Raw genomic sequence first — 22,592 nt, forward strand, 5'->3', positions numbered from 1 at the left:
AAGATGTATGGGCTTAGACCCGAATGCGGCGAAATACGCCCGATGCGGTCATCACGCCAAGGATCACCAGAACCACCGCCAGAACCAGCGCAAGATTGCCCGGCTCCGAAAGCAGGATCACACCGCCCAGTGCGGTCAGGGCCGGGGTCATCGCGCCAAAGGCCGATGCACCGGTCGATCCGATATGGCGCACGGCAAGGCCATAGGTGATCACGGCAACACAGCCCGCCAACAGCCCTTGGGCGGTGAGCAACATCGCGATCTCGCCAATCGGGGCATCACCAATCGTGGTGCCGGTAAACAGCGCAATGATCGCCATCGCCACAAACGACCAGAACCCGACAAAGGACGCGGCTTCAAGCGCGCCAAGACCGCTTTGACGCATCGCATGGGTGTAGCACGCCCACATAAACGCACCAGCTGACACAAGGCCATAGCCCATCAGCATGTCATCACTGATCACGCCAGCTGGTTTAAGGGCGACCAAGGACAGAACGCCAATCACAACGGCGGCATAACCGATCATGCGGACCTTGCCCGGACGTTCCCCAAACAAAAGGATCGCAATCAGAACCGCCCAAACCGCCATGACACCTGGCAAAAGAATGCCAACATGGCTTGCCGGAACGAACTGCAGGGCACTTGCAACCATCAGGGTATAAAACGCGCCGGACCCGACGATCATCAAAAGACCGTTGGCCCATGAAAGCCCCTTGGGCCAGATGCCTTTTCTGATCCAGATCGGGGCAAGCAGGACAAAAGGCACAACAAAACGCATCAGGCCAATATCAACAGCGGTAAAGCTTGATGTCATGGCATAGCGGGTGGCAATCAGCCAACCGGCCCAGATGCAAACCGTCGCAAGTGCTGCGGTCACACCAACCAGTCGGCTTTCCGTCGCACCGGTGGCAGAGAGCGCGGAAGTTTCAGACATAACAGGGTATCCAGTAAGGGTTTGATTTTGGGGCTATTGATCCTGAATTCCATCACGCATCTACGAAGACGGCAACCCCTTTGACGTAGAGCCTGCTATGCGCCCCACTATGCGCAACGAAAAACGGCGCAAGGTTTCCCCTGCGCCGCTTTGGTCTTGATGGCTTTGATTTCTGATCAGATGCCGAATTCGGCGAAGAAATCATTGCCCTTGTCATCAATGACGATAAAGGCCGGGAAGTCTTCGACTTCGATCTTCCAGACGGCTTCCATGCCAAGTTCCGGATATTCGTGAACTTCGACCTTCTTGATGCAATCCTGCGCCAGACGGGCGGCCGGACCACCAATGGAGCCAAGATAGAAACCGCCATATTTCTGGCAGGCATCCTTGACCGCCTTGGACCGGTTTCCCTTGGCCAGCATGACGAACGAACCGCCAGCGGCCTGGAACTGTTCGACATAGGCATCCATACGACCAGCCGTGGTCGGCCCGAACGACCCGGACGGCATACCTTCTGGGGTCTTGGCCGGACCTGCATAGTAAACCGGATGGTTTTTCAGGTATTCCGGCATCTCTTCGCCGGCATCCAGGCGTTCCTTGATCTTGGCATGCGCGATGTCACGGGCCACGATCACGGTGCCGGTCAGCGAAAGACGGGTCTTGACCGAATATTGCGACAACTGCTTGCGGATTTCATCCATCGGACGGTTGAGGTCAACCTTGACCACTTCGTCATCAAGATGCTCATCAGTGACATGCGGCAGGTATTTCGCCGGATCATGTTCGAGATCCTCGATAAAGATACCGTCCTTGTTGATCTTGCCCAGAATCTGACGGTCGGCAGAGCACGACACACCCAGACCAACCGGGCAGCTAGCCCCGTGACGCGGCAGACGGATCACACGTACATCGTGGCAGAAATACTTGCCGCCAAACTGCGCACCGATGCCCATTTCGCGGGTCATCTCAAGGATCTTCTGTTCCCATTCAAGATCACGATAGGCCTGACCATGGTCGCCGCCTTCGGTCGGAAGGTTATCGTAATAACGGGCTGAGGCCATTTTCACGGTCTTAAGGCAGGCTTCCGCCGAGGTACCACCAATAACAACCGCCAGATGGTAGGGCGGGCATGCCGAGGTCCCGAGTGTGCGGATTTTCTCATCGAGAAACTTGCGCAGGCTTTCCGGGTTCAGAAGCGCCTTGGTCTGCTGGAACAGGAAGGTCTTGTTGGCCGACCCGCCGCCCTTGGCCATGAACATGAATTTGTATTCATCGCCCTTGGTCGCATAAAGATCAATCTGTGCCGGAAGGTTCGAGCCGGTGTTCTTTTCCTCGAACATGTTTTTCGGCGACACCTGCGAGAAGCGCAGATTGTGCTTCTGATAGGCCTGCCACACACCCTTGGACAGGGCTTCTTCATCGGAACCGTCGGTGATGACCTTGCCACCACGCTTGCCCATGATGATCGCAGTCCCCGTATCCTGACACATCGGCAAAACGCCGCCCGATGCGATGGATGCGTTTTTCAAAAGATCCATCGCCACGAATTTGTCGTTGGCGGTTGCTTCTTCGTCATCAAGGATTTTGCGCAGCTGTTCGAGATGCCCCGGACGCAGCAAATGCGAGCAATCAAAGAAAGCCTGAAGGGTCAGCTTTTCAATCGCTTCAGGATCGACTTTCAAATAGGTCTCGCCATTGACGTCAACGGTCGAAACACCCTCGTCCCCGATCTTGCGGTAAGGGGTCGTGTCCTTACCCTGATCAAACATGGGTTTATAGACAAAATCACTCATGGGAAGGTTCTCGTCTCTCTCAAAAACAAGGTGGGTTTGTTCTTTGTGTGGCTGGTTTTAGCGCCAATTGTATCAAAATGCCACGATACATTAGCGTAATACGCCTTGCCCCGGACGCGGGAAACATCAACGGGTTCGGGCAAAGAAAAAGGGCGGATTAAACCCGCCCTTTAAACAACTTATTTCTTTCGGAACGCATCAAGTGCGATGACCTCGCCGGTTTCATTGGCATCCGGCTTGGGCTTCTTGCGCGCCTTGGACGGTTCGGCGACCAGTGTCGGTGCGCCCTCTTCGTCTTCGATCAGATCGGCATCAAGATCGTCATCTTCATCATAGTCGAAATCTGCGTCGTCCATTTCTTCTTCGACGCTGAATGTCAGCATGAAGTTGGCAGACGGATCGACAAAGGCCAGCATGGCATCATAGGGCACGACAACCGTGGTCGGCATGCCATCGAAGCTCATCCCCACCGAGAAGTGATCATCTTCGGATTTCAGATCCCAGAACCGGTGTTGCAGCACAACGGTGATGTTGTCTGGATGCGCCTTGCGCTGACTTTCAGGCAGGGCCACACCGGGATGGTTGGTCTGGAAGGTGATATAATAGTGATGCTCTCCGAAAAGGCCCTCTTCGGCAACGCGCGCGAGGATGTCTTTCACCACACCGCGCAGCGCCTGGTCGACCATAAGATCGTAGCGGAATTCTTCCGGTTCTTGCATCAGTAATCCTGTATCTGGCGAAACCACCGGGGATGTCCGGCGCGTCCCGTCATTGTCATATGGCATCTTTGCGCACCAATTACATCTTGGCACGTTTGATAATGACTCTATTCATAACGAAGCGGGAAAGAAATACAAGAGTGGGGCGTTCTGTTGCTAGGTGCCCCGTCCCCCACCAAATTACCGCTCCCGGCAACCGGAATTTCGCTTTGGTGCTAGTACCGCTTAGGCGGCAGCAGCAACCGGAGCATTGTTGTCGTTTGCATTTACAAACATTGGCCCGATGCGGTGGTACCATGCCGAGCGCCCACATTGACTTTTACTGCTCACGTCGATCCTATTTCGGCCCCACGAAGATTGTCTGAGTCGGACAACCGATAAATTTTGGTGGAGCCGCCGGGTACCGCCCCCGGGTCCGTAAAGCCTATTCTGTCACGCAGTTTAGCGCCGTAGTCGAGTTGCCCCGACGCCCCCTATATAGGTCAAAAGACCCCCGTTTCACAAGGGGAATCGGGAAATCTTTTTTTGATTTTCGACGGAACATTTCGCGATCCCCGCAAGCAGTCATGCCCTGTCTTGGCGGGAATCACACGCGGCGGAAGGTGTCCGGGTAATCGATGACAAGACCGATGTCATCAATCTCAAGCTCTGCCGAGAAATTGCGAAACAGCCCTTCATAGCGATATCGACGATCCGGCATTAAACAGGTGTAACGCTGTGGTGCGCTGCGTGGCAGGAAATCACCCTCGATCTGGCTTGGCAGGGGCACATAGGCCGCTGAAATCTCGCGCGCCTCGCCCTCGCTTAACTTCAATCGCTTGATCGGAAGCATGTTTGTCGCGGGTGTGATGCCGATATCAACATCAAAGCACCCCGCCAAAGACGGCAGGCCGCGCTTTGCGATGCAATCAAACCAGTTTCCCTTGCCGTCCGACGTCACATGCATTTCTGCCCCACCGACATAGCTTACCTTAACTTCGCGTGTCGCGAACGCGGCATCCGTCACCACAAGATAAGACCCGCCATAGTGGCCCAGTCGCGTCCCGACCACGACTCCTTCAAGCTCTATCCCGTCCGGACCAGACTGACAGAAACAGTATTCAAGGCCGTTTCCAGTCCAATCGACCCACTGAACAGTCTTTTGCAAAACCAACACTCCCATGTGGCAAATGCACCCAAATCCCTGAAAGCTGACTATACCCAACATTCGCGATTTTGCCTGACCTGTCCTGACAGGATGTGTCAGTAGAGGCGGCATTCTTAAGGGCATGACAAAGATCGGATGGCGTCGCTTGCCCGTGCCCGTCGACCTGACTATGCTGCGACCAAAGCGATTCCAAAAATGCAGGGAACAGCATGCAGCAATATCTCGATCTGATGCGTCTGGTGCGTGACACCGGCACGCGCAAGGAAGACCGGACCGGCACCGGGACTGTCTCGATCTTTGGTCACCAGATGCGTTTTGACCTCGCCAAGGGCTTCCCGCTGGTCACCACCAAAAAGCTGCATCTGAAATCGATCATTCATGAATTACTGTGGTTCCTTGATGGCGATACCAACGTCAAATACCTGCAGGATAATGGTGTTCGCATCTGGAACGAATGGGCCGACGAAAACGGCGACCTTGGCCCGGTATATGGCGGCCAATGGCGGTCATGGCGGGGTGCCAATGGCGAAACCATTGACCAGATCACCGGCCTGATTGACCAGATCAAAAACAATCCCGATTCCCGCCGCCTGATCGTGTCTGCCTGGAACGTTGCAGATGTGCCCAACATGGCGCTGCCACCGTGCCACTGCCTGTTCCAGTTCTATGTCGCCGATGGCAAGCTGTCCTGTCAGCTTTACCAGCGCAGTGCAGATATCTTCCTGGGTGTGCCGTTCAACATCGCATCCTATGCGCTTTTGACCATGATGATCGCGCAGGTCTGTGACCTTGAGGTTGGTGATTTTGTTCATACGCTTGGGGACGCGCATCTTTACACCAATCATCTTGATCAGGTCGAAGAACAGCTTGCGCGCGATACCCGCCCGCTTCCGACCATGAAGATCAATCCGGCCGTCAAATCGATCTTTGATTTCAAGTATGATGATTTCGAACTGACCGGCTATGACCCGCACCCGCATATTGCTGGCAAGGTTGCTGTCTGATGACTGATCCCAAGATTGAACGCGTTGCCGTTGTTGCCGCCGCCGCCAATGGCGCAATTGGCAAGGATGGCTGGATGCCGTGGGAATTGCCCGATGACCTTAAACGGTTCAAGGCACTGACCCTTGGCAAGCCGATGATCATCGGGCGTGTAACGTTCGAGGCCATTGGCCGTCCGCTTCCCAAACGGACATCGATTGTTGTCACCCGTGACACCGACTGGTCGTATGACCATGAAAATGTCCGGGTTTGCCACACCATGGAAGACGCCATTGCACTAGCCGATGAAATCGCGCTGCGGGATGGCGTCAATGAAGTGATCATTGGTGGGGGCGCGCAGATCTATCATCTCGCCATGCCCTACACGACGCGCTACGAGCTGACTGAAGTCCATGACGAGATCGAAGGCGATACCTTCCTGGATCCCCTGCCCGCCGATCAATGGCGCGAAACAGCCCGCGAGAAGATCGATAATCCTGACGGGCCGGATTACAGCTTTGTCACGCTCGATCGCATCGTAAAATCCTGATTTGTCAGTGCGTTGCAAGCTGCCGGTTGATTTTCCGGCGCATTCGCCCCATCTTGGTCTTAATTATAGAACATTCGTTCCAAAGTCTGGAACCGATCAAAGGATATGCCGATGCCACGGCCACGCGCGTTTGACGAAGAAAGCGTTCTTGATAACGCCATGAACATTTTCTGGAGCAAGGGGTTTGAAGCGACCTCTATCCAGGATCTGGTTGATGAGACCGGCCTGAATCGGGCCAGCATGTATGCAAGCTTCGGTGACAAGAAGGCACTGTTCCTGCGTGTCCTTGATCATTACAGCCAAAAAATCAGTTCTGAACGATTTGCCGATCTGCGAAACATTGACGACGGCCGCCTGGCAATTGAAAAGACATTCCGCGACACCGCCAAAACCGGCTGTGCCGAAGGCCGTCACAAGGGCTGTTTGATGGTGAATTCCGGTATGGAACTGGCACCGCATGATCCGGAAACCGCCGCCATCGCCCATCAGGCATTCCGCCGGGCCGAGGATACCTTTGCCGCCGCCCTCAAGCGCGCCATGGACCAAGGCACGATTTCGAAAAACAAGAATGTCCGCGCGCTTGCCCGCTTCCTGACCGGGTCTTTCCAGGGGGTTCAACTGATGTCGCGCCGGGGTGCCGATCAGGAAACCCTGCAGGATTACACCGACACCATTCTGGCCGCACTCGACTAATCCACCACGTTTTCACCACCGTTTCCGGTTGCGCATTGCCTTACGATCGTTGATAGTCTGGCAACGCAATCCATGCCCGCAATTCGGGCACACAAGCCGGACACATCATGAAACGCAGCGACACGTTCTGGGACTCTGTTGCCGATAAATACGCCCGCAAACGCATTGGCAACGAAGCCGCTTATGCGCAAACCCTTGATCGCACGCGCTCCTATCTTTCCCATGATCAACAGGTTCTTGAAATCGGCTGTGGCACCGGCACGACGGCCCTGAAACTGGCCCCCGATGTCGCACAACTGACCGGCACCGATATATCCGGACGCATGATCGAAATCGCCCAAGACAAGCTCAAGGGTGATGCCCCCGAGAACGTCAGATTTACAAAGCAATCGATTGAGGACATCGCCGCTGCGCCAGATCGCTTTGACGTCGTGCTTGGCTTTAACATCCTGCATCTGTTTGATGAGCCCGAAGGTGCAATCGCCACCCTGCATAAGATCATCAAGCCAGGCGGGATGTTGATTTCCAAGACACCCTGCCTTGGCGAGAAGCTTGGCTATCTGAAACCGCTGATCTGGATCCTGCAGAAACTGGGCAAGGCGCCGCGCGTGCATTTCCTGAACTATGACCGGCTTGAAAACATGATTCGTGCCGCCGGGTTTGAACTGCTTGAAACCGGTGAATATCCGGCAAGCACCGGATCGCGCTTCATCGTCGCCAAACGGGATTAGCCCCCCCTTTCCCGACATCCCGACATATGCTTCCCATCACAGTTCGGTGATGCCGGATCTTTGTTGTTGATTTGTGGAATGATCGTTCCATAATGATACTCAACAAAACACAGCCCAAGTCATGAGGAAAGAAATGTCTGCAATTACCCCGCTTATGCCGCGCCAGAAGGTGCCGTCCCTTTCCGTGCCGCTTGTTGGTGGCGGCACATGGTCGCTTGCCGATCAGAAACCGGAAAACTTCACCATGGTCGTTTTCTATCGCGGCCTGCATTGCCCGATCTGCGGCAAATACCTTAAGGATCTCGATACCAAGCTTGAAGACTTCGCCAAGCGCGGCGTCAATGTTGTGGTGGTGTCGTCTGACGGCGAAGATCGCGCGACCGAGGCCAAGGCGAAATGGGACCTTGAGAATGTGGATCTTGGCTATGGCCTGTCACTTGAGAACGCCCGTGAGTGGGGTCTTTATATCTCGACCTCGAACGGTGTGACCTCAAGCGGCTATGAAGAACCGGCCATCTTCTCTGAGCCCGGCCTGTTTCTGGTCCGCCCGGATGGCACGCTTTATTTCGGCACGGTTCAGACCATGCCGTTTGCCCGTCCGGCCTTTGACCAGATCCTTGGCGCGCTTGATTTCGTGATTGCCAAAAACTATCCGGCACGCGGCGAAGTGATTGATCATACCAATCCCTAAGCACGCCTTTTACAGCCGATAAAATGCCAAAGGGCCGGTTCCAAAGCGCAGGAACCGGCCCTTTTATTCTTCATACGATTTCAACTGCCGGGTTAGCCCGCCATGGCTGCGGCAAAATGCGGCGCATCCAATTCCTGCGCGCGCTGATAGGCTGGCCGTGCATCAATCCGCGCGATATAGGCTTCGAACTCCGGATATTTTGGCAGAATGCCAAACATGCAGCCAAACCGGATGGTCGAACCAAACACCACATCCACCGTCGTGAAGTTCTCCCCCATCAGCCACGGGTCCGCCTTGCCGACAAAATCCACCAACATGGGCACCAGCGTTTCCCAATCGCGATAGGAATTCTGGCTGCTGTCTTCTGCCCTGTACTGGCGCACCCGGTCGATCATGGCCGGTTCGATGGTGGACGGCGAAAAGAACAACCAACGCAGATATTCGCCGCGTTTCGGATCATCAAATGCCGGGGCCAATCCGGCCTCGGGATACAGATCCGCCAGATAGCAGCAAATGGCGGCAGCTTCGGTCACGACCGTGTCGCCATGCACGATGGTCGGCACCTTGCCAAGCGGATTAAGCTTAAGGAATTCTGGTGTTTGTCCTTCCCCACCGCGAATGTCGAGAAGTTTGACATCAAACGGAATACCCAGTTCTTGCAGCATCCAATGGACGGTACCGCTGCGTGACGGGATCGCGTGATAAAAGGTCAGTTTCCGATCTGATGACATCTAGAGTGCTCCTGCGTTTGCGCGTGTTGTTATGTGCGTTATGCAGCGGCAATTTCCCCTTGTTTCCCAATAAAGTAAATCGCACCACACACAGGTTCTTGACAACTATGTGGCAGGAGGATGTCAGCCAACCGCTGCGCCTTACACAAACGCATCAGCACCACGATATATTCAATAGCCCTTAATAAAATCGCCCCTGGGTTGTATAGTGAATACCAACGCGACCAAAAAAGATCGCGGTGCATCTCATCACACACAGGGGACTTCACATGACCAAGCGCAGACTGATCGTGTTTTTCGACGGCACCTGGCAGGAACCGGCCAACACGCCGCAACCCACCAATGTCGTCAAGCTTCTCCGCGCCGTCCCCAGCAATGCGGGCGATGTATCGCAGATCGTGTTTTATGATCGCGGCGTCGGTACCGGTAATTGGTTCGACAAGCTACGCGGCGGTGCGTTTGGCAACGGCTTGCTGGAAAACGTCGTGGATGGCTATCGCTTTTTGGGCAACAACTACCAACCCGGCGACGAGATCTTTATTTTCGGCTTTTCACGCGGTGCCTTTACCGCACGCAGTCTGGCCGGACTGATCGGGCTGTGCGGCATTTTGAAGCCCCCCTATCTTGGCCATCCGCTTCAGGATAATATCGCAAAAATTGCCAGCTCCGACCTGTCGGCAGAGGCCAAACGTACCAAGATTTCGACCCTTGATATCGAAGCCCATCAGGACGTGCCGATTGAATGTGTCGGCATCTGGGACACGGTCGGATCGCTTGGCATTCCGGGCGATCTTGGCCGCCGCCTGATCCCGGCCAAATATCACTTTCATGATGTCCAGCTTGGCGCCAATGTCCGGGTTGCCCTGCATGCCATGGCGATTGACGAAAAACGCAGTGCCTTTTCGCCCACCCTGTGGGTCAAGGAAAAGGGCAGCAAATTGCCTAAAGACCAGATCGTCGAGCAGGTCTGGTTCCCCGGCGTGCATAGCAATGTTGGCGGATCTTATGATGATTGCGGGCTATCTGACATAACGCTTGATTGGATGATCAAGCGGGTCAAGAAACACACCAAGCTCAAGATTGATGAGGCGGGTCTTAAAACCAAACTGGCCCCGTCCGTCGAAGGGCGCGGGTATGAAAGCCGTGGAACGCCATATGTCCTGTCGCGCTTCTATCCCTATCAGCGGCTGATCAATCAGATCATCCCCGAAGAGGAAAGCTATTTCGACAAGCTCCGCCTGAAATGCCCCGACTATGATTGCCGCAACATCATTCCCGAGGGGCTAGAGACGATCAATGAGGCCATCCATGTCAGCGCCCTGGAACGCTGGAACATCAGCACAGGTGTCCTGCATGACAACTCGACTGAGGGATCACTTGAACGCGTGCTTTATCGGCCGTCCAATCTGAATGCGGCGCTCAAGGCGCATTATGCCGGCAAACACACGCCCAGCATCATCAATTGGAGCGGGGCGACCATGCGCAAGGACATTCCATGGCCCGAGCAATCGACGATGGGTGATACAGTCCGATGATATCTGATCAACCGTCGCGTCCATTACGGGCGTCATTCAACAACGTTGGACGTGAAAGAAAAAACAAATGACAAATATCAGTGAGATATCGAGGATCATTTACAGACACTTCTCTAGAACGGCATGGGAGAAGGATGAATTTGATCTAGAAAAATCTTATATTTGCTCCGCAATTGCAGAAATACCTTATCATCGCATACCAGAATTTGAGCTATCGCAAGCTGATCGTGCAAATTTGATCCCATGTGCATCATATAATGATCTTTATACCCGCAGAATCATTCAAACAACTCAAGAAATTTCAAGCAGATTGGACTCACCTAGATATTTTTCTGTCGAAACCAATTTCGTCATCCTCTTGGGAATAAAGATACAAAATGTACTGTTTATTTCCATTCGCGGAACACAAACTTTATATGACTGGAGAACAAACCTTCAGGCATTAAAAATTTCAGAGAGGATTGGTCCGATTACTGCAAAATTTCACAGAGGTTTTTACCTCGCAACCATGGAAATTTTGCCCCAACTCCTAGATGAATTACATGAACTTAATGACGAACTAAAAGAGAACGAGCGCAATGATCGTGTCTTGGTTTATATAACAGGCCATTCTCTTGGTGGCGCAATAGCAAGTATTCTGCACAGCCACCTCAGACCCATTCGGTTTCCGTATCAGTTAAGGCCTTCCGACTTTTTGGGGTCTCGTCTCACTTTGGGATCTTGCTACACATTCGGTATGCCGAGGTTTGGAGATAGACGCGCTGCCGCTACGAACCATAGGACATTCAACGTTAAATCTAACCTAGACATAGTACCTAGAATTCCGCCGAAATGGCTCGGTTTTGGTGACAGCCTAAACAATTTCCATCTAGATGGAACACGTGATTATAAACGATCATCCGTATTGGACTTTGACTTTCTGCGTTGGTTTAAAATGATCAAATCGGGTCAAATTAAAAGAAACCACTCAATTGAGCAGTATCAGCAATCCATTCATTCGCACCTCAATTGAAAGCCCCAAAAGCCAGATCAGATTGTAGCTGCTTGAACTACTTAGTGCTTCGCCCTAAGGCAATCCATGCCGCCACCAGTGTCAGCAACGCCATGCCAAACCATGTCAGCGCATAGCTGAGATGGTTGTTGGGGAAACGGATTTTGGTCAGGCCGCCGAGGGGCAGTTTGGCCGGATTTTCCGCGCCGTTCCCATCAATGAAATAGGGTGCGACATTTGACGCATCGAGGCCACGTTTGGTGGCCATCGCATGCACATCGCGCGAATACCAGCGGTCATCGCTTGGCACGTTATCGCGCATGAAGGTGCCGACTGGCTCATTGATGCGAAGCAGGCCAGTTACGGTAACTTCGCCTTCGACCAAGCCTTCGGGGCGCGTGTCAGGATCGCGCTTTTCCGTCGGGACGAAACCACGATTGATCATGACGATCGTGCCGTCATCGCGAACCAACGGGGTTAGCACCCAATAACCTGCCCCGTAATCGGTGGCGGTATAGACCTGACTTTCAAGATCGTTGCGATAGGTGCCCGTCACACTGACCTTGCGGTACTCATCGCGCGCACGGCTGACATTTTCCCAGTCATCGCGTGCGGGGGCCGCCACCGCATCACCATGAACGCGCGCCTCAACCCGCGCGATCAGATCAAGCTTCCACGCCCGACGTTCGACCTGCCAGTAGCCAAGGGCACAAAACCCGGAAAACAGGATGGCCGCCAGCAGCACGACAACGATCTTTGTTGTCGTCGCGGGGCCCTTTTTCGGGGCATCGGTTTCGGAGATGGAAACATGATCGTCGGACATGCCGGGTTCTTTCAAATGGCAGTATGCGGGTGTTTAAACAAAAAGGGCGCGATCCCCCTACAGGTATCGCGCCCCCTTTAAATATCAAGCAGTGCCTAGCCGAAGCTCGGGATCATATCGTGATCCATCTGCGGCATCATGTTGGTGTTCAGGTGATACATCACCCACAGCGAACCGGCGATGGCAATCGCCACGATCACAAGGGTAAAGATCAGCGCCAGCATGTTCCAGCCACCTTCGGATTTGGTGTTCATGTGCAGGAAATAGACCATGTGAACAATGATCTGAATAACCCCAAGCCCCATAACCCAAAGGGCGGTTGCCACCTTGCTGTCGAGAACGCCGTCCATGACAAGCCAGAACGGGATCGCGGTCAGGATGACCGACAGGACGAAACCGATCACATAGCTTTTATAGGTACCATGCGAGGCGCCGCCATCATGATGGTCATCATGTGCGTGTGAATGTGCGCTCATCCCAGAACTCCCAGCAGATAAACAACGGAGAAGACACCGATCCAGATCACGTCAAGGAAGTGCCAGAACATCGACAGGCACATCAGACGACGCTTGTTCTCGACGATCAGGCCGCGCTGGGCGACCTGAACCATCAGGGTAACAAGCCAGATGATGCCAAAGGTCACGTGCAGACCGTGGGTCGCAACCAGCGTGTAGAACGCGGAGAGGAAACCACTGCGCATCGGCGTCGCACCCAGGTGCCAGAGGTGATGGAACTCATAAAGCTCCAAACCCACGAAGGCGATACCGAACAGGCCGGTAATCGCCAGCCAAAGCTGGGTTCCTGCAACATTACCCTTTTCCATCGCCAGCATGGCAAAGCCATAGGTGATGGACGAGAACAACAGCATCGACGTGTTGATCGCCACCAGTTCAAGGTCGAAAAGGTCAGCCGGTGCAGGACCCGCTGCATAGTTCTGACCAAGAACGGCATAGGTTGCAAACAGGATCGCAAAGATGAGGCAATCGCTCATCAGATAGATCCAGAAGCCGAGCATCGTACCCGTTTCCGGGTGATGCTCTTCTTTCAGGTAAAAGACCGGCGCTTCGGTCTGAGAGGCAGTTGTATTCGCCATTGTCATTCCCTTACGCCTGCTGTTTTGCCAGAAGGGCGGTACGTTCTTCTTCGGTCGCCACAACTTCGGATGCCGGGATATGATAATCGCGGTCATAGTTGAAGGTGTGGGCAATCGCCCCGACGATCAGCACGATGAAGCTTGCCGCAACAAGCCACCAGATGTGCCAGACCAGAGCAAAGCCAAGAACGAGCGAGATCGCAGCCAGGATAAAGCCAGCACCGGTATTTTTCGGCATGTGGATATCCAGGAAGCCCGACGTCGGACGGACGAAACCACGTTTCTTCATGTCATCCCATGCGTCCAGTTCATGAACAACCGGGGTGAAGGCGAAGTTGTAGGCCGGCGGCGGCGACGAGGTCGACCATTCCAGCGTACGACCACCCCACGGGTCACCGGTTTCATCACGCAGTTTGTCGCGTTTGATGACCGCAACAACGATCGACATGATGAACGAACCGATACCACCGGCAATCAGAAGCGCACCAAAGGCCGCAATGATGAACCAGATCTGCAGCGACGGATCGTCAAACTGGCTCATACGGCGGGTGACACCCATCAGGCCAAGAACATAAAGCGGCATGAAGGCGAAGTAGAAACCAATGGTCCACAGCCAGAAGGACATCTTGCCCCAGAATTCATCCAGCTTGAAGCCGAACGCTTTCGGGAACCAGTAGACGATCCCGGCAAACATCCCGAAGACCACACCACCGATAATCACGTTATGGAAGTGAGCAATCAGGAACAGGCTGTTATGCAGGACGAAGTCGGCCGGCGGAACAGCAAGCATCACGCCCGACATGCCACCAATCACGAAGGTCAGCATGAAACCGATGGTCCAGAGCATGGGCACATCGTATTTGATGCGGCCCTTATACATGGTGAACAACCAGTTGAAGACCTTCGCCCCCGTCGGGATCGAGATGATCATGGTGGTGATGCCAAAGAAGGCGTTCACACTTGCACCCGAGCCCATGGTGAAGAAGTGGTGCAGCCAGACGATGTAGGACAGGATGGTAATAACCACCGTCGCATAAACCATCGAGCTGTAACCAAACAGGCGCTTGCGGCAGAAGGTCGATACCACTTCGGAGAACACACCAAACGCCGGCAGGATCAGGATGTACACCTCCGGGTGGCCCCAGATCCAGATCAGGTTAATGTACATCATGGCGTTACCGCCAAGATCGTTGGTGAAGAAGTTGGTGCCCGCATAGCGGTCAAGACCAAGCAGAACCAGAACAGCGGTCAGAACCGGGAAGGCTGCAACAATCAGAATGTTGGTGCAAAGCGAGGTCCAGGTAAAGACCGGCATTTTCATCATGGACATGCCCGGTGCGCGCATCTTTACGATGGTCACAATCAGGTTCACACCCGAAAGCAACGTCCCCACACCGGCAATCTGCAAGGCCCATATATAGTAATCAACCCCGACCCCCGGACTGTAGACAATGTCAGACAGCGGCGGATAGGCCAGCCAACCGGTCATTGCGAACTCGCCGACAAACAGCGACGCCATGATCAGCGCGGCACCACAGGTGGTCATCCAGAAGCTGAAATTGTTCAGGAACGGGAAGGCAACGTCGCGCGCGCCGATCTGCAGCGGCACAACGAAGTTCATCAGACCGGTCACCAGCGGCATCGCAACGAAGAAGATCATGATCACGCCGTGGGCGGTAAAGATCTGATCATAGTGGTGCGGCGGAAGGAAACCTTCGGCACCATTGAAAGCGATGGCTTGCTGGGCACGCATCATGAGAGCATCGGCAAAGCCACGCAGAAGCATGATGATTGCCAGAATGATATACATGATGCCGATCTTTTTGTGATCGATCGACGTGATCCACTCGCGCCAAAGGTATCCCCACAGACGGAAGTAGGTCAGACCACCGACAACGGCGATGCCACCCACGACCACACCAAGAAACGTCACAAGAATGATCGGATCATGGAGAAACGGGAAGGAGTCGAGGGACAGCCGGCCAAATATAAAATGTAAAAGGTCCGGATTGGAGAACATCGGATTACTCTTCTTTCAAATGCAGAATGGCACCGCAACCGATGCCAGAACTGCGAAGGGCCGGTTGGCATTCACCAACCGGCACTGCATTTAAAACCCTGCCGAAACACCTGTGGGTGCAACACTCATCGCACGCGAAACCGGTTCATTGTCAAACAACGGAAGGTTCGCGATTTCGCCTGACAAGCCACCTTCGGGGGTGGTGCAAAGCGTTGCGACGAAGGACTTGCTATCAGGCAACGGCTGGCTGCCACGCATCTGCGGAACGTCATAAGTCAGCGACATGACGTTATAGATACCGGCAAGACCGCCACCGCCGTTTTTGTCGATATGCATCATCTCGTTCATGCACATCTTCGACTGGTCGACGCACATGTTGAGAATGGCCTGATAAAGTTCCGGATCCACAGAGCTGTAATAGTGGACCGGTTCCTTCACACTCGGCTTTTCGAGTTCGAGATACTGCGAACGGCCAAGGAAGTTCTCATCAGACTTCACATCGTTCACCCAGGCGTCAAAGCCCTCTTCGCTCAGGCCGTGGAACTTGAAGCGCATGTGGGAGAAACCCTCACCGCTATAGTTCCCCGAGAAGCCATCAAACACGCCCTCTTCGTTGATCACGGCATGGAGTTTGGTTTCCATACCCGCCATCGAATAGATCTGCCCCGCAAGGGCCGGAATGAAGAAGGAGTTCATGATACCCGAAGAGGTAATCTTGAATTCAATCGGCGTGTCGATCGGAGCTGCTAGCTCGTTAACGGTCGCAATGCCCTGTTCCGGATAAAGGAACAGCCATTTCCAATCGAGGGAAACAACTTCGATCACCATGTGCTCGGCCTCATCGTCAAGCGGACGCTCGGCGTCGATACGGTCAAGCGGACGATACGGATCAAGCGTATGGGTGGTGACCCAGGTAATCGCGCCAAGGGCAATAATAATCACCAGCGGTGCCGCCCAGATGACGACTTCAAGCTTGGTGGAATGGTGCCATTCGGGATCGTATTCGGCATTCTTGTTACCCTGGCGGTATTTCCAGGCAAAGAACACGGTCAGTGCCATCACCGGAACGATGATCAGCAACATCAGAATGGTCGAAACGATAATCAGGTCGGACTGCTGGGACGCGATATCACCTGCCGGGTCGATTACAACAAGGTTGCAACCGGCAACAAGCGGCAAAATCGAGGCCAAGGCTGCGCCACGTACAAGTTTTGAAAGCATGTGCTTCATACTTCCTCAGTCTCTGGAAGATGTTCTCAAAGACAACCATATGCCAATGAGTCGCATAAGCGATCCAACAAAGACCGCTACGCGCCGTACCCCGCCGCAACCGCATATAGGAATTACAATTCCAAACATCCACGGAAAGGGCACAAAGAAAGCAATTTTTTTTCAAAAAAATGCCGGATCGGAAAGTTGGCGAGATTGCTATAGCTGCATCGCAGCAATGTCAAGCTACCCGCGGCGCATAGCAGGGTCTTAATGACAATTATCATTCTAATGTAAACCGGACGTTGTGCGGTGCAGAACGATAATTGACACTGACGTTTGCAATTCACATGTCTATACTTAGACTCGATCCAAAGTCGTATCGTTCATTCATCCGAATTTGTGATCCAATCAAAAGCAGTTAGGACCAAAATGGTCCGACCAGTGATTTAGGGAGAACGGCGTGAACCAAACGACAGAAAACTACGCGACCGCTACCTCTTCAGGTTTGGAACGCGATGCGCGGCATCACAACGCCGACGCCACCAATGATCCGGGCCAGATCGCGCTTGGCGTGATTATCGGCCGGACGTCCGAGTTTTTCGATTTCTTCGTCTATTGCATCGCATCGGTACTGGTCTTTCCACAATTGCTGTTTCCCGGCGAGACAGCCCTTGTCGGCACCATGTATTCCTTTGCCATCTTCTCTCTGGCCTTTGTCGCCCGGCCTGTCGGATCCCTCGTCTTCATGACGGTGGACCGTCAATATGGACGGGGTGTGAAACTCACGATTGCCATGTTCCTGCTGGGTGGCTCCACCGCCGCCATGGCCTTTCTGCCAAGCTTTGCCTCGGCAGGGGTGCTTGCGATCTATCTTCTGTGTGCTTTCCGCTTCCTGCAGGGGCTTGCATGGGGCGGCGCATGGGACGGGCTGGCATCGCTTCTCGCACTTAATGCGCCCGACAACCGCAAAGGTTGGTATGCGATGATCCCGCAATTGGGCGCACCGCTTGGTTTCATGCTGGCCGCATCCCTGTTTGCCTATCTTCTGCTGACCCTGCATCCGGATGATTTCCTGGCCTTTGGCTGGCGCTATGCGTTCTTCGTGGCCTTTGCCATTAACGTGGTCGCGCTGTTTGCCCGCCTGCGTCTGGTGGCAACCTCGGAATTTGGCCATCTGCTCGAAAAGAACGAACTCGAAGCCGCGCGCGTCATGGATACGCTCAAACATAACGGGCGTACGGTTATGTTGGGCGCACTGGTCCCGATGGTCAGCTATGCCCTGTTCCATCTGGTCACTGTCTTTGCGCTGAGCTGGGTGTTCCTGTATGCCGACGGCAATCCGGGGCAGTTCCTGCTGACCCAGGGTGTTGGTGCAGTTCTTTGTGCCTTCGGGATTGTCGCATCGGGCTTTATCGCCGATCAGCTCGGCCGTCGTCGCCTGCTGGGCTATAGCGCCGGGATCATCTTGCTGGGTGCTGTTCTGACCCCGCTGCTTTACACCTATAACATCATCAATGAAGGCATGATTGTTCTGGGTGGCTTTGCGGTACTGGGCCTGTGCTTTGGTCAGGCGGCCGGAACACTGGCATCGAACTTCAAGCGCGAATACCGCTACACGGGATCGGCCCTGACCTCAGACCTTGCATGGTTGCTCGGTGCCGGTTTCGCACCGCTGATCGCCCTTTATCTGTGTGACAAGTTCGGCCTGCCCGGCGTCGGTGCCTATCTGCTGTCAGGGGCTGTGGTGACCCTTCTGGTCCTGCAATTCAACAAGCAGTTCGGTGCCAAAACCAGCGACTGATCATTAGATACCTTAATATCGAAGCAAAACACCCCGGCCAGATTGGTCGGGGTGTTTTCGTTTGATACCTGTCGAATCGATCTTGGTTTAGGCCGATTAAGGTTTGGCAGCTGATGGTTCCGTTTCAGCAGACGTTGACGGTTCATCTGCGACAATCGCCAACCTGAAGCCATTATAGCGTTTGCGCAGCATCATTTTGATGACAACAAACATCCAGAAGAACGACCACAGGAAGCCCACAAGACCTGTGATGTAACCGACTTCAATATCGGGTTTCCCCAAAGCAGCACCGACAAAACCGATGACAAAGCCAATCACTCCTCCCAAGATTGCACTACCGACGATAGCCCCTGCATAGGACCGCCATAGAAGCAACCACCAGATTCTGACAATCCGGCCATCCGTGATCTCGAGTTCCTGCATAAAGACAACCTCATTTCGAGTATTCCAATTTTGCGTATTATGGTTGTCTCCCCCACGAGATATTCCACCCGAAACACCGTCGCGATGCAATTGCAAAATGCAGAAACAAAAAACACCCCGGTCCGCAAGGTCGGGGTGTTTTCGTTTAAAGTGGTTCGCTGCCTTAGGAGTAGTTCGACGGGAACATGGCGCGTTTTGCTTCTTCGTCCATTTCGGTCTTGAAAGCGTGATCCTTGCCAACCTCGCGCGCGCTGATGGCGGCGGGCAGGCTGTTGATCGCGTCAAACCAGCGTTTGATGTTGGGATACTTGTCCCAGACATCCGGGTTCTTGTGCACGAACGGTGCCTTGTCGACCCAGCCCCAGGCAGAGATATCAACAATCGTCATCTCGTCGCCAACGATGAACTCGCGGCCTTCAAGATGATCTTCAAGCACCTGATAATGGCGGGCGATCTCGTTGCGATAGCGGTTGACGCCATAGTCACTGCCCTCGGGCGCGACATGCTGGAAATGCACCGCCTGCCCGGAAAACGGACCAAGGCCAGTGGCGATGAACATCAGCCATGACAGGAACTCACCCCGGTCTTCCGGCTTTCCAAGGAACTTGCCCGACTTTTCGGCGAGATAAAGCAGGATCGCGTTTGAATCAAACACCCGCACATCCTTGCCGCCCGCACCATCGGTATCGACGATGGCTGGCACCTTGCCATTCGGGTTGATCGCCCGAAAGGCCGGGTCATGCTGCTGACCTTTGCGGGTATCGACCGGCAGGACCTCGTAAGGCAATCCGGATGCCTCGAGCATCATCGAGATTTTCTGCGGGTTGGGCGTCGGGTGGTAGTAAAACCGGATCATAAACATCTCCTTGCAGGTCTTCACCGTTACACAATGGTGTGACCTGCTCTTGCATTTTGGAATGATCGTTTTAAATTGACCCATAACGTCCCGATTGGCAAGCTTCGATTATTGAAGACGCCACAAGAAAGATATCCAGGAGCGATAAGTCCATGATTGATCTGTATTACTGGCCGACCCCCAACGGCCATAAAATCACGCTGTTCCTCGAAGAGGCCGGACTGGATTACAAGATCGTGCCGGTCAATATTGGTGCCGGGGATCAGTTCAAACCGGAATTCCTTGCCTTTTCGCCCAACAACCGTATGCCGGCGATCATTGATCATGACCCGGCCGATGGCGGGGATGCCATCACCGTGTTTGAATCTGGTGCAATCTTGCAATATCTGGCCGAGAAAACCGGGAAGTTCCTGCCAACCGGTGTGCGCGAACGCAAAACCGTGATGGAATGGCTGTTCTGGCAGATGGGCGGTCTTGGCCCGATGGCCGGTCAGAACCATCATTTCGGCACTTACGCCCCGGAAAAACTGCCCTACGCCATCACCCGCTATGTCAATGAGACCAACCGTCTTTATGGCGTCCTCAACAAGCGTCTCGAAGGACGCAACTTCATTGCCGGTAATGACTACACCATTGCCGATATGGCCTGCTATCCGTGGATCGTCAGTCACGAGAAGCAACAGCAGGACCTTAATGATTTCCCGAACCTCAAACGCTGGTTTGAAACCATCAAGGCCCGCCCGGCGACGGTTGCGGCCTACAAGGCCGGCGAAGAGCTCAGCAAATGGCAGATGAGTGAAGAGGACAAGAAAGTCCTGTTTGGCCAAACCGCCAAAAGCACCAAGGCCTGAAACAAACCCCACCGCCCTGCGTTGATATGATGCAGGGCGGTGGAGTTTGCCCATCCCCCTGAAAGCAGGCAACAGTGATCTGCTGGCGAACAGTTCGGCGTATATTTTCAAACAGTTGCGCGCATTTTTGTCGCCACGGCCTGACGACCAACCACGCAACGGGGATCAGATGCGTCAAGACCAGACCGCTTCGGACAAGATCAAAGATTGGCGCCGCACGATCGCCAGTACGGCACGCACAATCCTGACCGTTTTGGTCCCGACCGCAATCCTCGCCTCCTGCGCCTTCCCGCCCGAGAGCGAGCTTTATCAGCAATCGCCCGATATCCCGCCCTACACACAGGACAGCTTTGCCGAGTATGTCGCGCAAACCCGTGACTGGGTGGCCGAGCATCGCGTTTTCATCACCGATGACCGCGACACCGAACTGGCGCGCAATGTTCCGTTCGAACTGGGCCGGACAACGCCAAACGGCGATACCCCAAAGCGCGGCGTGCTGTTTGTCCATGGCCTGGGCGCAAGCCCATGGTATTTCCATGACATCGCAGCTGAGATGGCCCAAAACGGTTGGCTTGCGAGATCCATGCTGCTGCCCGGCCATGGCACGCGTCCGGCTGATCTCAGCATCCCGGACTATGCCGACTGGACCGCAGCGGTCGCCCATCAGGTCAAGTTGCTGGAGCACGAAGTCGATGAAGTCTGGCTTGGTGGTTTCTCGACCGGTGCGAACCTCGTGACCAGTTATGCCGCGCGAAACCCTGAAATCTCGGGCCTTTTGTTGTTTTCGCCGGGCATCGAACCGGGTACTGATCTGTTGTTCCTGACACCCGTCATTCAATATCTTTGGGATTGGGTTGACGCCGACGCCGAAGACAACGCCATCAATTATCAGTCCCTGTCGACCAAGGCATCCGTGCTCTATTACCGCAGTGTGAGCGATGTCGAAGATGCGCTTGATGACGCCCCGTTTGACCGCCCTGCGCTTGTTTCGATGAGTGCCGATGACAGCGTGCTTGATCCGCTTGCCATCTTGCGCCGCTTTGAAACCGATTTCACCCACCCGGCATCGCGCTTTGTCTGGTATGATGACACCAACGCGCCAAGTGATGATCCGCGGGTCAAAAGCCTTAACAGCAATCTTCCAGATCAACAGATCAGCAACTTCTCCCATCTGAGCGCGCTGTTTTCGCCAAACAATCCCTATTACGGCACGGATGGCAGCTTTGTGTTTATCGAGAATGGCCAGGAAGAGATTGAACGACCCGATGATCGCGGCAAACTCTGGCGAAGTGCATGGGGCTATACCGAGCCCGGCAAATATCATAGCCGCCTGACCTGGAACCCCTATTTCGATGCATTGATCGATACCATTAACGACGTCACCAACTAAGCCAAGGATCGGGTCCCCATGACCGAGACGACACAGCAAACCACAAACCCGCGCCCCAATCATCGCACCCGGGTCTTTGCCCTGATTGCGTTTATGGTGTTGTGCCTGATCATTTCGGCCTTTGGCGGGGCGGTGACGGCCACCAGCGTCAATGACTGGTACGCGACGCTGCACAAGCCGTTTTTCAATCCGCCCAACTGGCTGTTCGCACCGGTCTGGACCGTCATTTATTTCATGATCGCCTTTAGCGGCTGGCGCGTTTGGCTGACCAACGGGTTTGCCGAGACCAAAATGGCATTTGGCATTTATGGCGCGCAATTGGCGCTTAATCTGGCGTGGTCATTCCTGTTCTTTGGCGCGCAGTCACCGTTACTTGGCCTGATTGATATCATCGCCCTGCTGATCCTGATCGTGATCAACACGATTGTCTTCTTCCGGTTGGATCGCTTCGCCGGGATACTGTTACTGCCCTATGTCGCCTGGGTCGGGTTCGCCACACTTCTAAATGCCGCCATCTGGCAGCTGAACGGGTAAGGCCGGATCACGCGGCCTTCATCGGGCAGTCGAATTTTTGATTGCGTTCTTCGCCCTTGATCAATAAATGTTACGTTATAACATAACATTTAT

Annotated in this window: 23 protein-coding genes and 1 other RNA gene; 11 read left to right on the plus strand and 13 right to left on the minus strand. The window is 54.1% G+C overall.

Translation table 11 applies throughout. From position 1 onward, the window contains the following. Positions 1–13 precede the first annotated feature (13 nt). From ACXAF0_RS14755 to ACXAF0_RS14775, 5 genes are all read right to left on the minus strand, one after another. A complete protein-coding gene (locus tag ACXAF0_RS14755) occupies positions 14–934 on the minus strand; it encodes a DMT family transporter (protein ID WP_475346613.1) in 921 nt (306 codons plus the stop codon). A 176-nt stretch (positions 935–1,110) separates the two neighbouring features. Continuing rightward, the gene (locus tag ACXAF0_RS14760; protein WP_475346614.1) at positions 1,111–2,727 is read right to left on the minus strand and encodes a fumarate hydratase; all 1,617 of its coding nucleotides are present in this window, start codon (positions 2,725–2,727) and stop codon (positions 1,111–1,113) included. A 179-nt stretch (positions 2,728–2,906) separates the two neighbouring features. Continuing rightward, positions 2,907–3,446: an SspB family protein gene (locus ACXAF0_RS14765; protein ID WP_475346615.1), complete on the minus strand. Its 540-nt coding sequence runs from the start codon at positions 3,444–3,446 to the stop codon at positions 2,907–2,909. A 139-nt stretch (positions 3,447–3,585) separates the two neighbouring features. Continuing rightward, positions 3,586–3,953, minus strand: a transfer-messenger RNA (tmRNA) gene (gene ssrA, locus ACXAF0_RS14770). A gap of 79 nt (positions 3,954–4,032) precedes the next feature. Then, entirely contained in the window at positions 4,033–4,593 is a 561-nt protein-coding gene (locus tag ACXAF0_RS14775; RefSeq protein WP_475346616.1) for a putative glycolipid-binding domain-containing protein, read from the minus strand. Between the two features lie 209 nt (positions 4,594–4,802). On the opposite strand from ACXAF0_RS14775, the gene ACXAF0_RS14780 reads away from it, so the two are divergent. The 5 genes from ACXAF0_RS14780 to ACXAF0_RS14800 all read left to right on the plus strand — a co-directional run bounded on the left by ACXAF0_RS14780 (position 4,803) and on the right by ACXAF0_RS14800 (position 8,239). Continuing rightward, a complete protein-coding gene (locus ACXAF0_RS14780; protein WP_475346617.1) occupies positions 4,803–5,597 on the plus strand; it encodes a thymidylate synthase in 795 nt (264 codons plus the stop codon). Next, positions 5,597–6,124 (plus strand): dihydrofolate reductase, encoded by a 528-nt coding sequence (locus ACXAF0_RS14785; protein ID WP_475346618.1) that lies wholly within the window; start codon positions 5,597–5,599, stop codon positions 6,122–6,124. The genes ACXAF0_RS14780 and ACXAF0_RS14785 overlap by 1 nt, the downstream gene beginning before the upstream one ends. A gap of 111 nt (positions 6,125–6,235) precedes the next feature. Further along, positions 6,236–6,817, plus strand: a complete 582-nt coding sequence (locus ACXAF0_RS14790; RefSeq protein ID WP_475346619.1) for a TetR/AcrR family transcriptional regulator — start codon at positions 6,236–6,238, stop codon at positions 6,815–6,817. A 107-nt stretch (positions 6,818–6,924) separates the two neighbouring features. Continuing rightward, a complete protein-coding gene (locus tag ACXAF0_RS14795) occupies positions 6,925–7,548 on the plus strand; it encodes a class I SAM-dependent methyltransferase (protein WP_475346620.1) in 624 nt (207 codons plus the stop codon). A gap of 133 nt (positions 7,549–7,681) precedes the next feature. Further along, positions 7,682–8,239 (plus strand): peroxiredoxin-like family protein, encoded by a 558-nt coding sequence (locus ACXAF0_RS14800; RefSeq protein WP_475346621.1) that lies wholly within the window; start codon positions 7,682–7,684, stop codon positions 8,237–8,239. 92 nt (positions 8,240–8,331) lie between these two features. Here the strand turns inward: ACXAF0_RS14800 and ACXAF0_RS14805 are convergent, their stop codons facing one another. Further along, positions 8,332–8,970 carry a glutathione S-transferase family protein gene (locus ACXAF0_RS14805; RefSeq protein ID WP_475346622.1) on the minus strand — a complete coding sequence of 213 codons (639 nt, stop codon included), beginning with the start codon at positions 8,968–8,970 and terminating at the stop codon, positions 8,332–8,334. A 269-nt stretch (positions 8,971–9,239) separates the two neighbouring features. On the opposite strand from ACXAF0_RS14805, the gene ACXAF0_RS14810 reads away from it, so the two are divergent. Together ACXAF0_RS14810 and ACXAF0_RS14815 are read left to right on the plus strand one after the other, a co-directional pair. Next, the gene (locus ACXAF0_RS14810) at positions 9,240–10,505 is read left to right on the plus strand and encodes a DUF2235 domain-containing protein (protein WP_475346623.1); all 1,266 of its coding nucleotides are present in this window, start codon (positions 9,240–9,242) and stop codon (positions 10,503–10,505) included. 67 nt (positions 10,506–10,572) lie between these two features. Further along, a complete protein-coding gene (locus tag ACXAF0_RS14815) occupies positions 10,573–11,517 on the plus strand; it encodes a lipase family protein (RefSeq protein ID WP_475346624.1) in 945 nt (314 codons plus the stop codon). A 37-nt stretch (positions 11,518–11,554) separates the two neighbouring features. Here ACXAF0_RS14815 and ACXAF0_RS14820 read toward each other — a convergent pair whose 3' ends face one another. From ACXAF0_RS14820 to cyoA, 5 genes are all read right to left on the minus strand, one after another. Then, positions 11,555–12,319, minus strand: a complete 765-nt coding sequence (locus ACXAF0_RS14820; protein WP_475346625.1) for an SURF1 family protein — start codon at positions 12,317–12,319, stop codon at positions 11,555–11,557. A 95-nt stretch (positions 12,320–12,414) separates the two neighbouring features. Further along, positions 12,415–12,795 (minus strand): cytochrome o ubiquinol oxidase subunit IV, encoded by a 381-nt coding sequence (locus ACXAF0_RS14825; protein WP_033069359.1) that lies wholly within the window; start codon positions 12,793–12,795, stop codon positions 12,415–12,417. Beyond that, positions 12,792–13,412, minus strand: coding sequence for a cytochrome o ubiquinol oxidase subunit III (gene cyoC, locus ACXAF0_RS14830; protein ID WP_475346626.1), 621 nt, complete (start codon positions 13,410–13,412; stop codon positions 12,792–12,794). Before cyoC ends, ACXAF0_RS14825 begins: the two co-directional genes overlap by 4 nt. 10 nt (positions 13,413–13,422) lie before the next feature. Next, a complete protein-coding gene (gene cyoB, locus ACXAF0_RS14835; protein ID WP_475346627.1) occupies positions 13,423–15,432 on the minus strand; it encodes a cytochrome o ubiquinol oxidase subunit I in 2,010 nt (669 codons plus the stop codon). Between the two features lie 90 nt (positions 15,433–15,522). After that, positions 15,523–16,653, minus strand: coding sequence for a ubiquinol oxidase subunit II (gene cyoA / locus ACXAF0_RS14840; RefSeq protein WP_475346628.1), 1,131 nt, complete (start codon positions 16,651–16,653; stop codon positions 15,523–15,525). A gap of 451 nt (positions 16,654–17,104) precedes the next feature. Here cyoA and ACXAF0_RS14845 point away from each other — a divergent pair, with 451 nt between their 5' ends. Then, positions 17,105–18,445, plus strand: a complete 1,341-nt coding sequence (locus tag ACXAF0_RS14845; protein WP_475346629.1) for an MFS transporter — start codon at positions 17,105–17,107, stop codon at positions 18,443–18,445. 96 nt (positions 18,446–18,541) lie between these two features. Here the strand turns inward: ACXAF0_RS14845 and ACXAF0_RS14850 are convergent, their stop codons facing one another. Both ACXAF0_RS14850 and ACXAF0_RS14855 read right to left on the minus strand, forming a co-directional pair. Then, on the minus strand, positions 18,542–18,868 hold the full coding sequence (locus ACXAF0_RS14850) for a hypothetical protein (protein ID WP_475346630.1): 327 nt from the start codon (positions 18,866–18,868) through the stop codon (positions 18,542–18,544). A gap of 163 nt (positions 18,869–19,031) precedes the next feature. After that, on the minus strand, positions 19,032–19,724 hold the full coding sequence (locus ACXAF0_RS14855; RefSeq protein WP_475346631.1) for a glutathione S-transferase family protein: 693 nt from the start codon (positions 19,722–19,724) through the stop codon (positions 19,032–19,034). 152 nt (positions 19,725–19,876) lie between these two features. On the opposite strand from ACXAF0_RS14855, the gene ACXAF0_RS14860 reads away from it, so the two are divergent. The 3 genes from ACXAF0_RS14860 to ACXAF0_RS14870 all read left to right on the plus strand — a co-directional run bounded on the left by ACXAF0_RS14860 (position 19,877) and on the right by ACXAF0_RS14870 (position 22,499). Further along, on the plus strand, positions 19,877–20,575 hold the full coding sequence (locus ACXAF0_RS14860; protein WP_475346632.1) for a glutathione binding-like protein: 699 nt from the start codon (positions 19,877–19,879) through the stop codon (positions 20,573–20,575). 169 nt (positions 20,576–20,744) lie between these two features. After that, a complete protein-coding gene (locus ACXAF0_RS14865; protein WP_475346633.1) occupies positions 20,745–21,965 on the plus strand; it encodes an alpha/beta hydrolase in 1,221 nt (406 codons plus the stop codon). An 18-nt stretch (positions 21,966–21,983) separates the two neighbouring features. Beyond that, a complete protein-coding gene (locus ACXAF0_RS14870) occupies positions 21,984–22,499 on the plus strand; it encodes a TspO/MBR family protein (RefSeq protein ID WP_475346634.1) in 516 nt (171 codons plus the stop codon). Positions 22,500–22,592 lie beyond the last annotated feature (93 nt).

It is taken from the genome of Thalassospira sp. ABD4_177 (genome assembly GCF_056160125.1).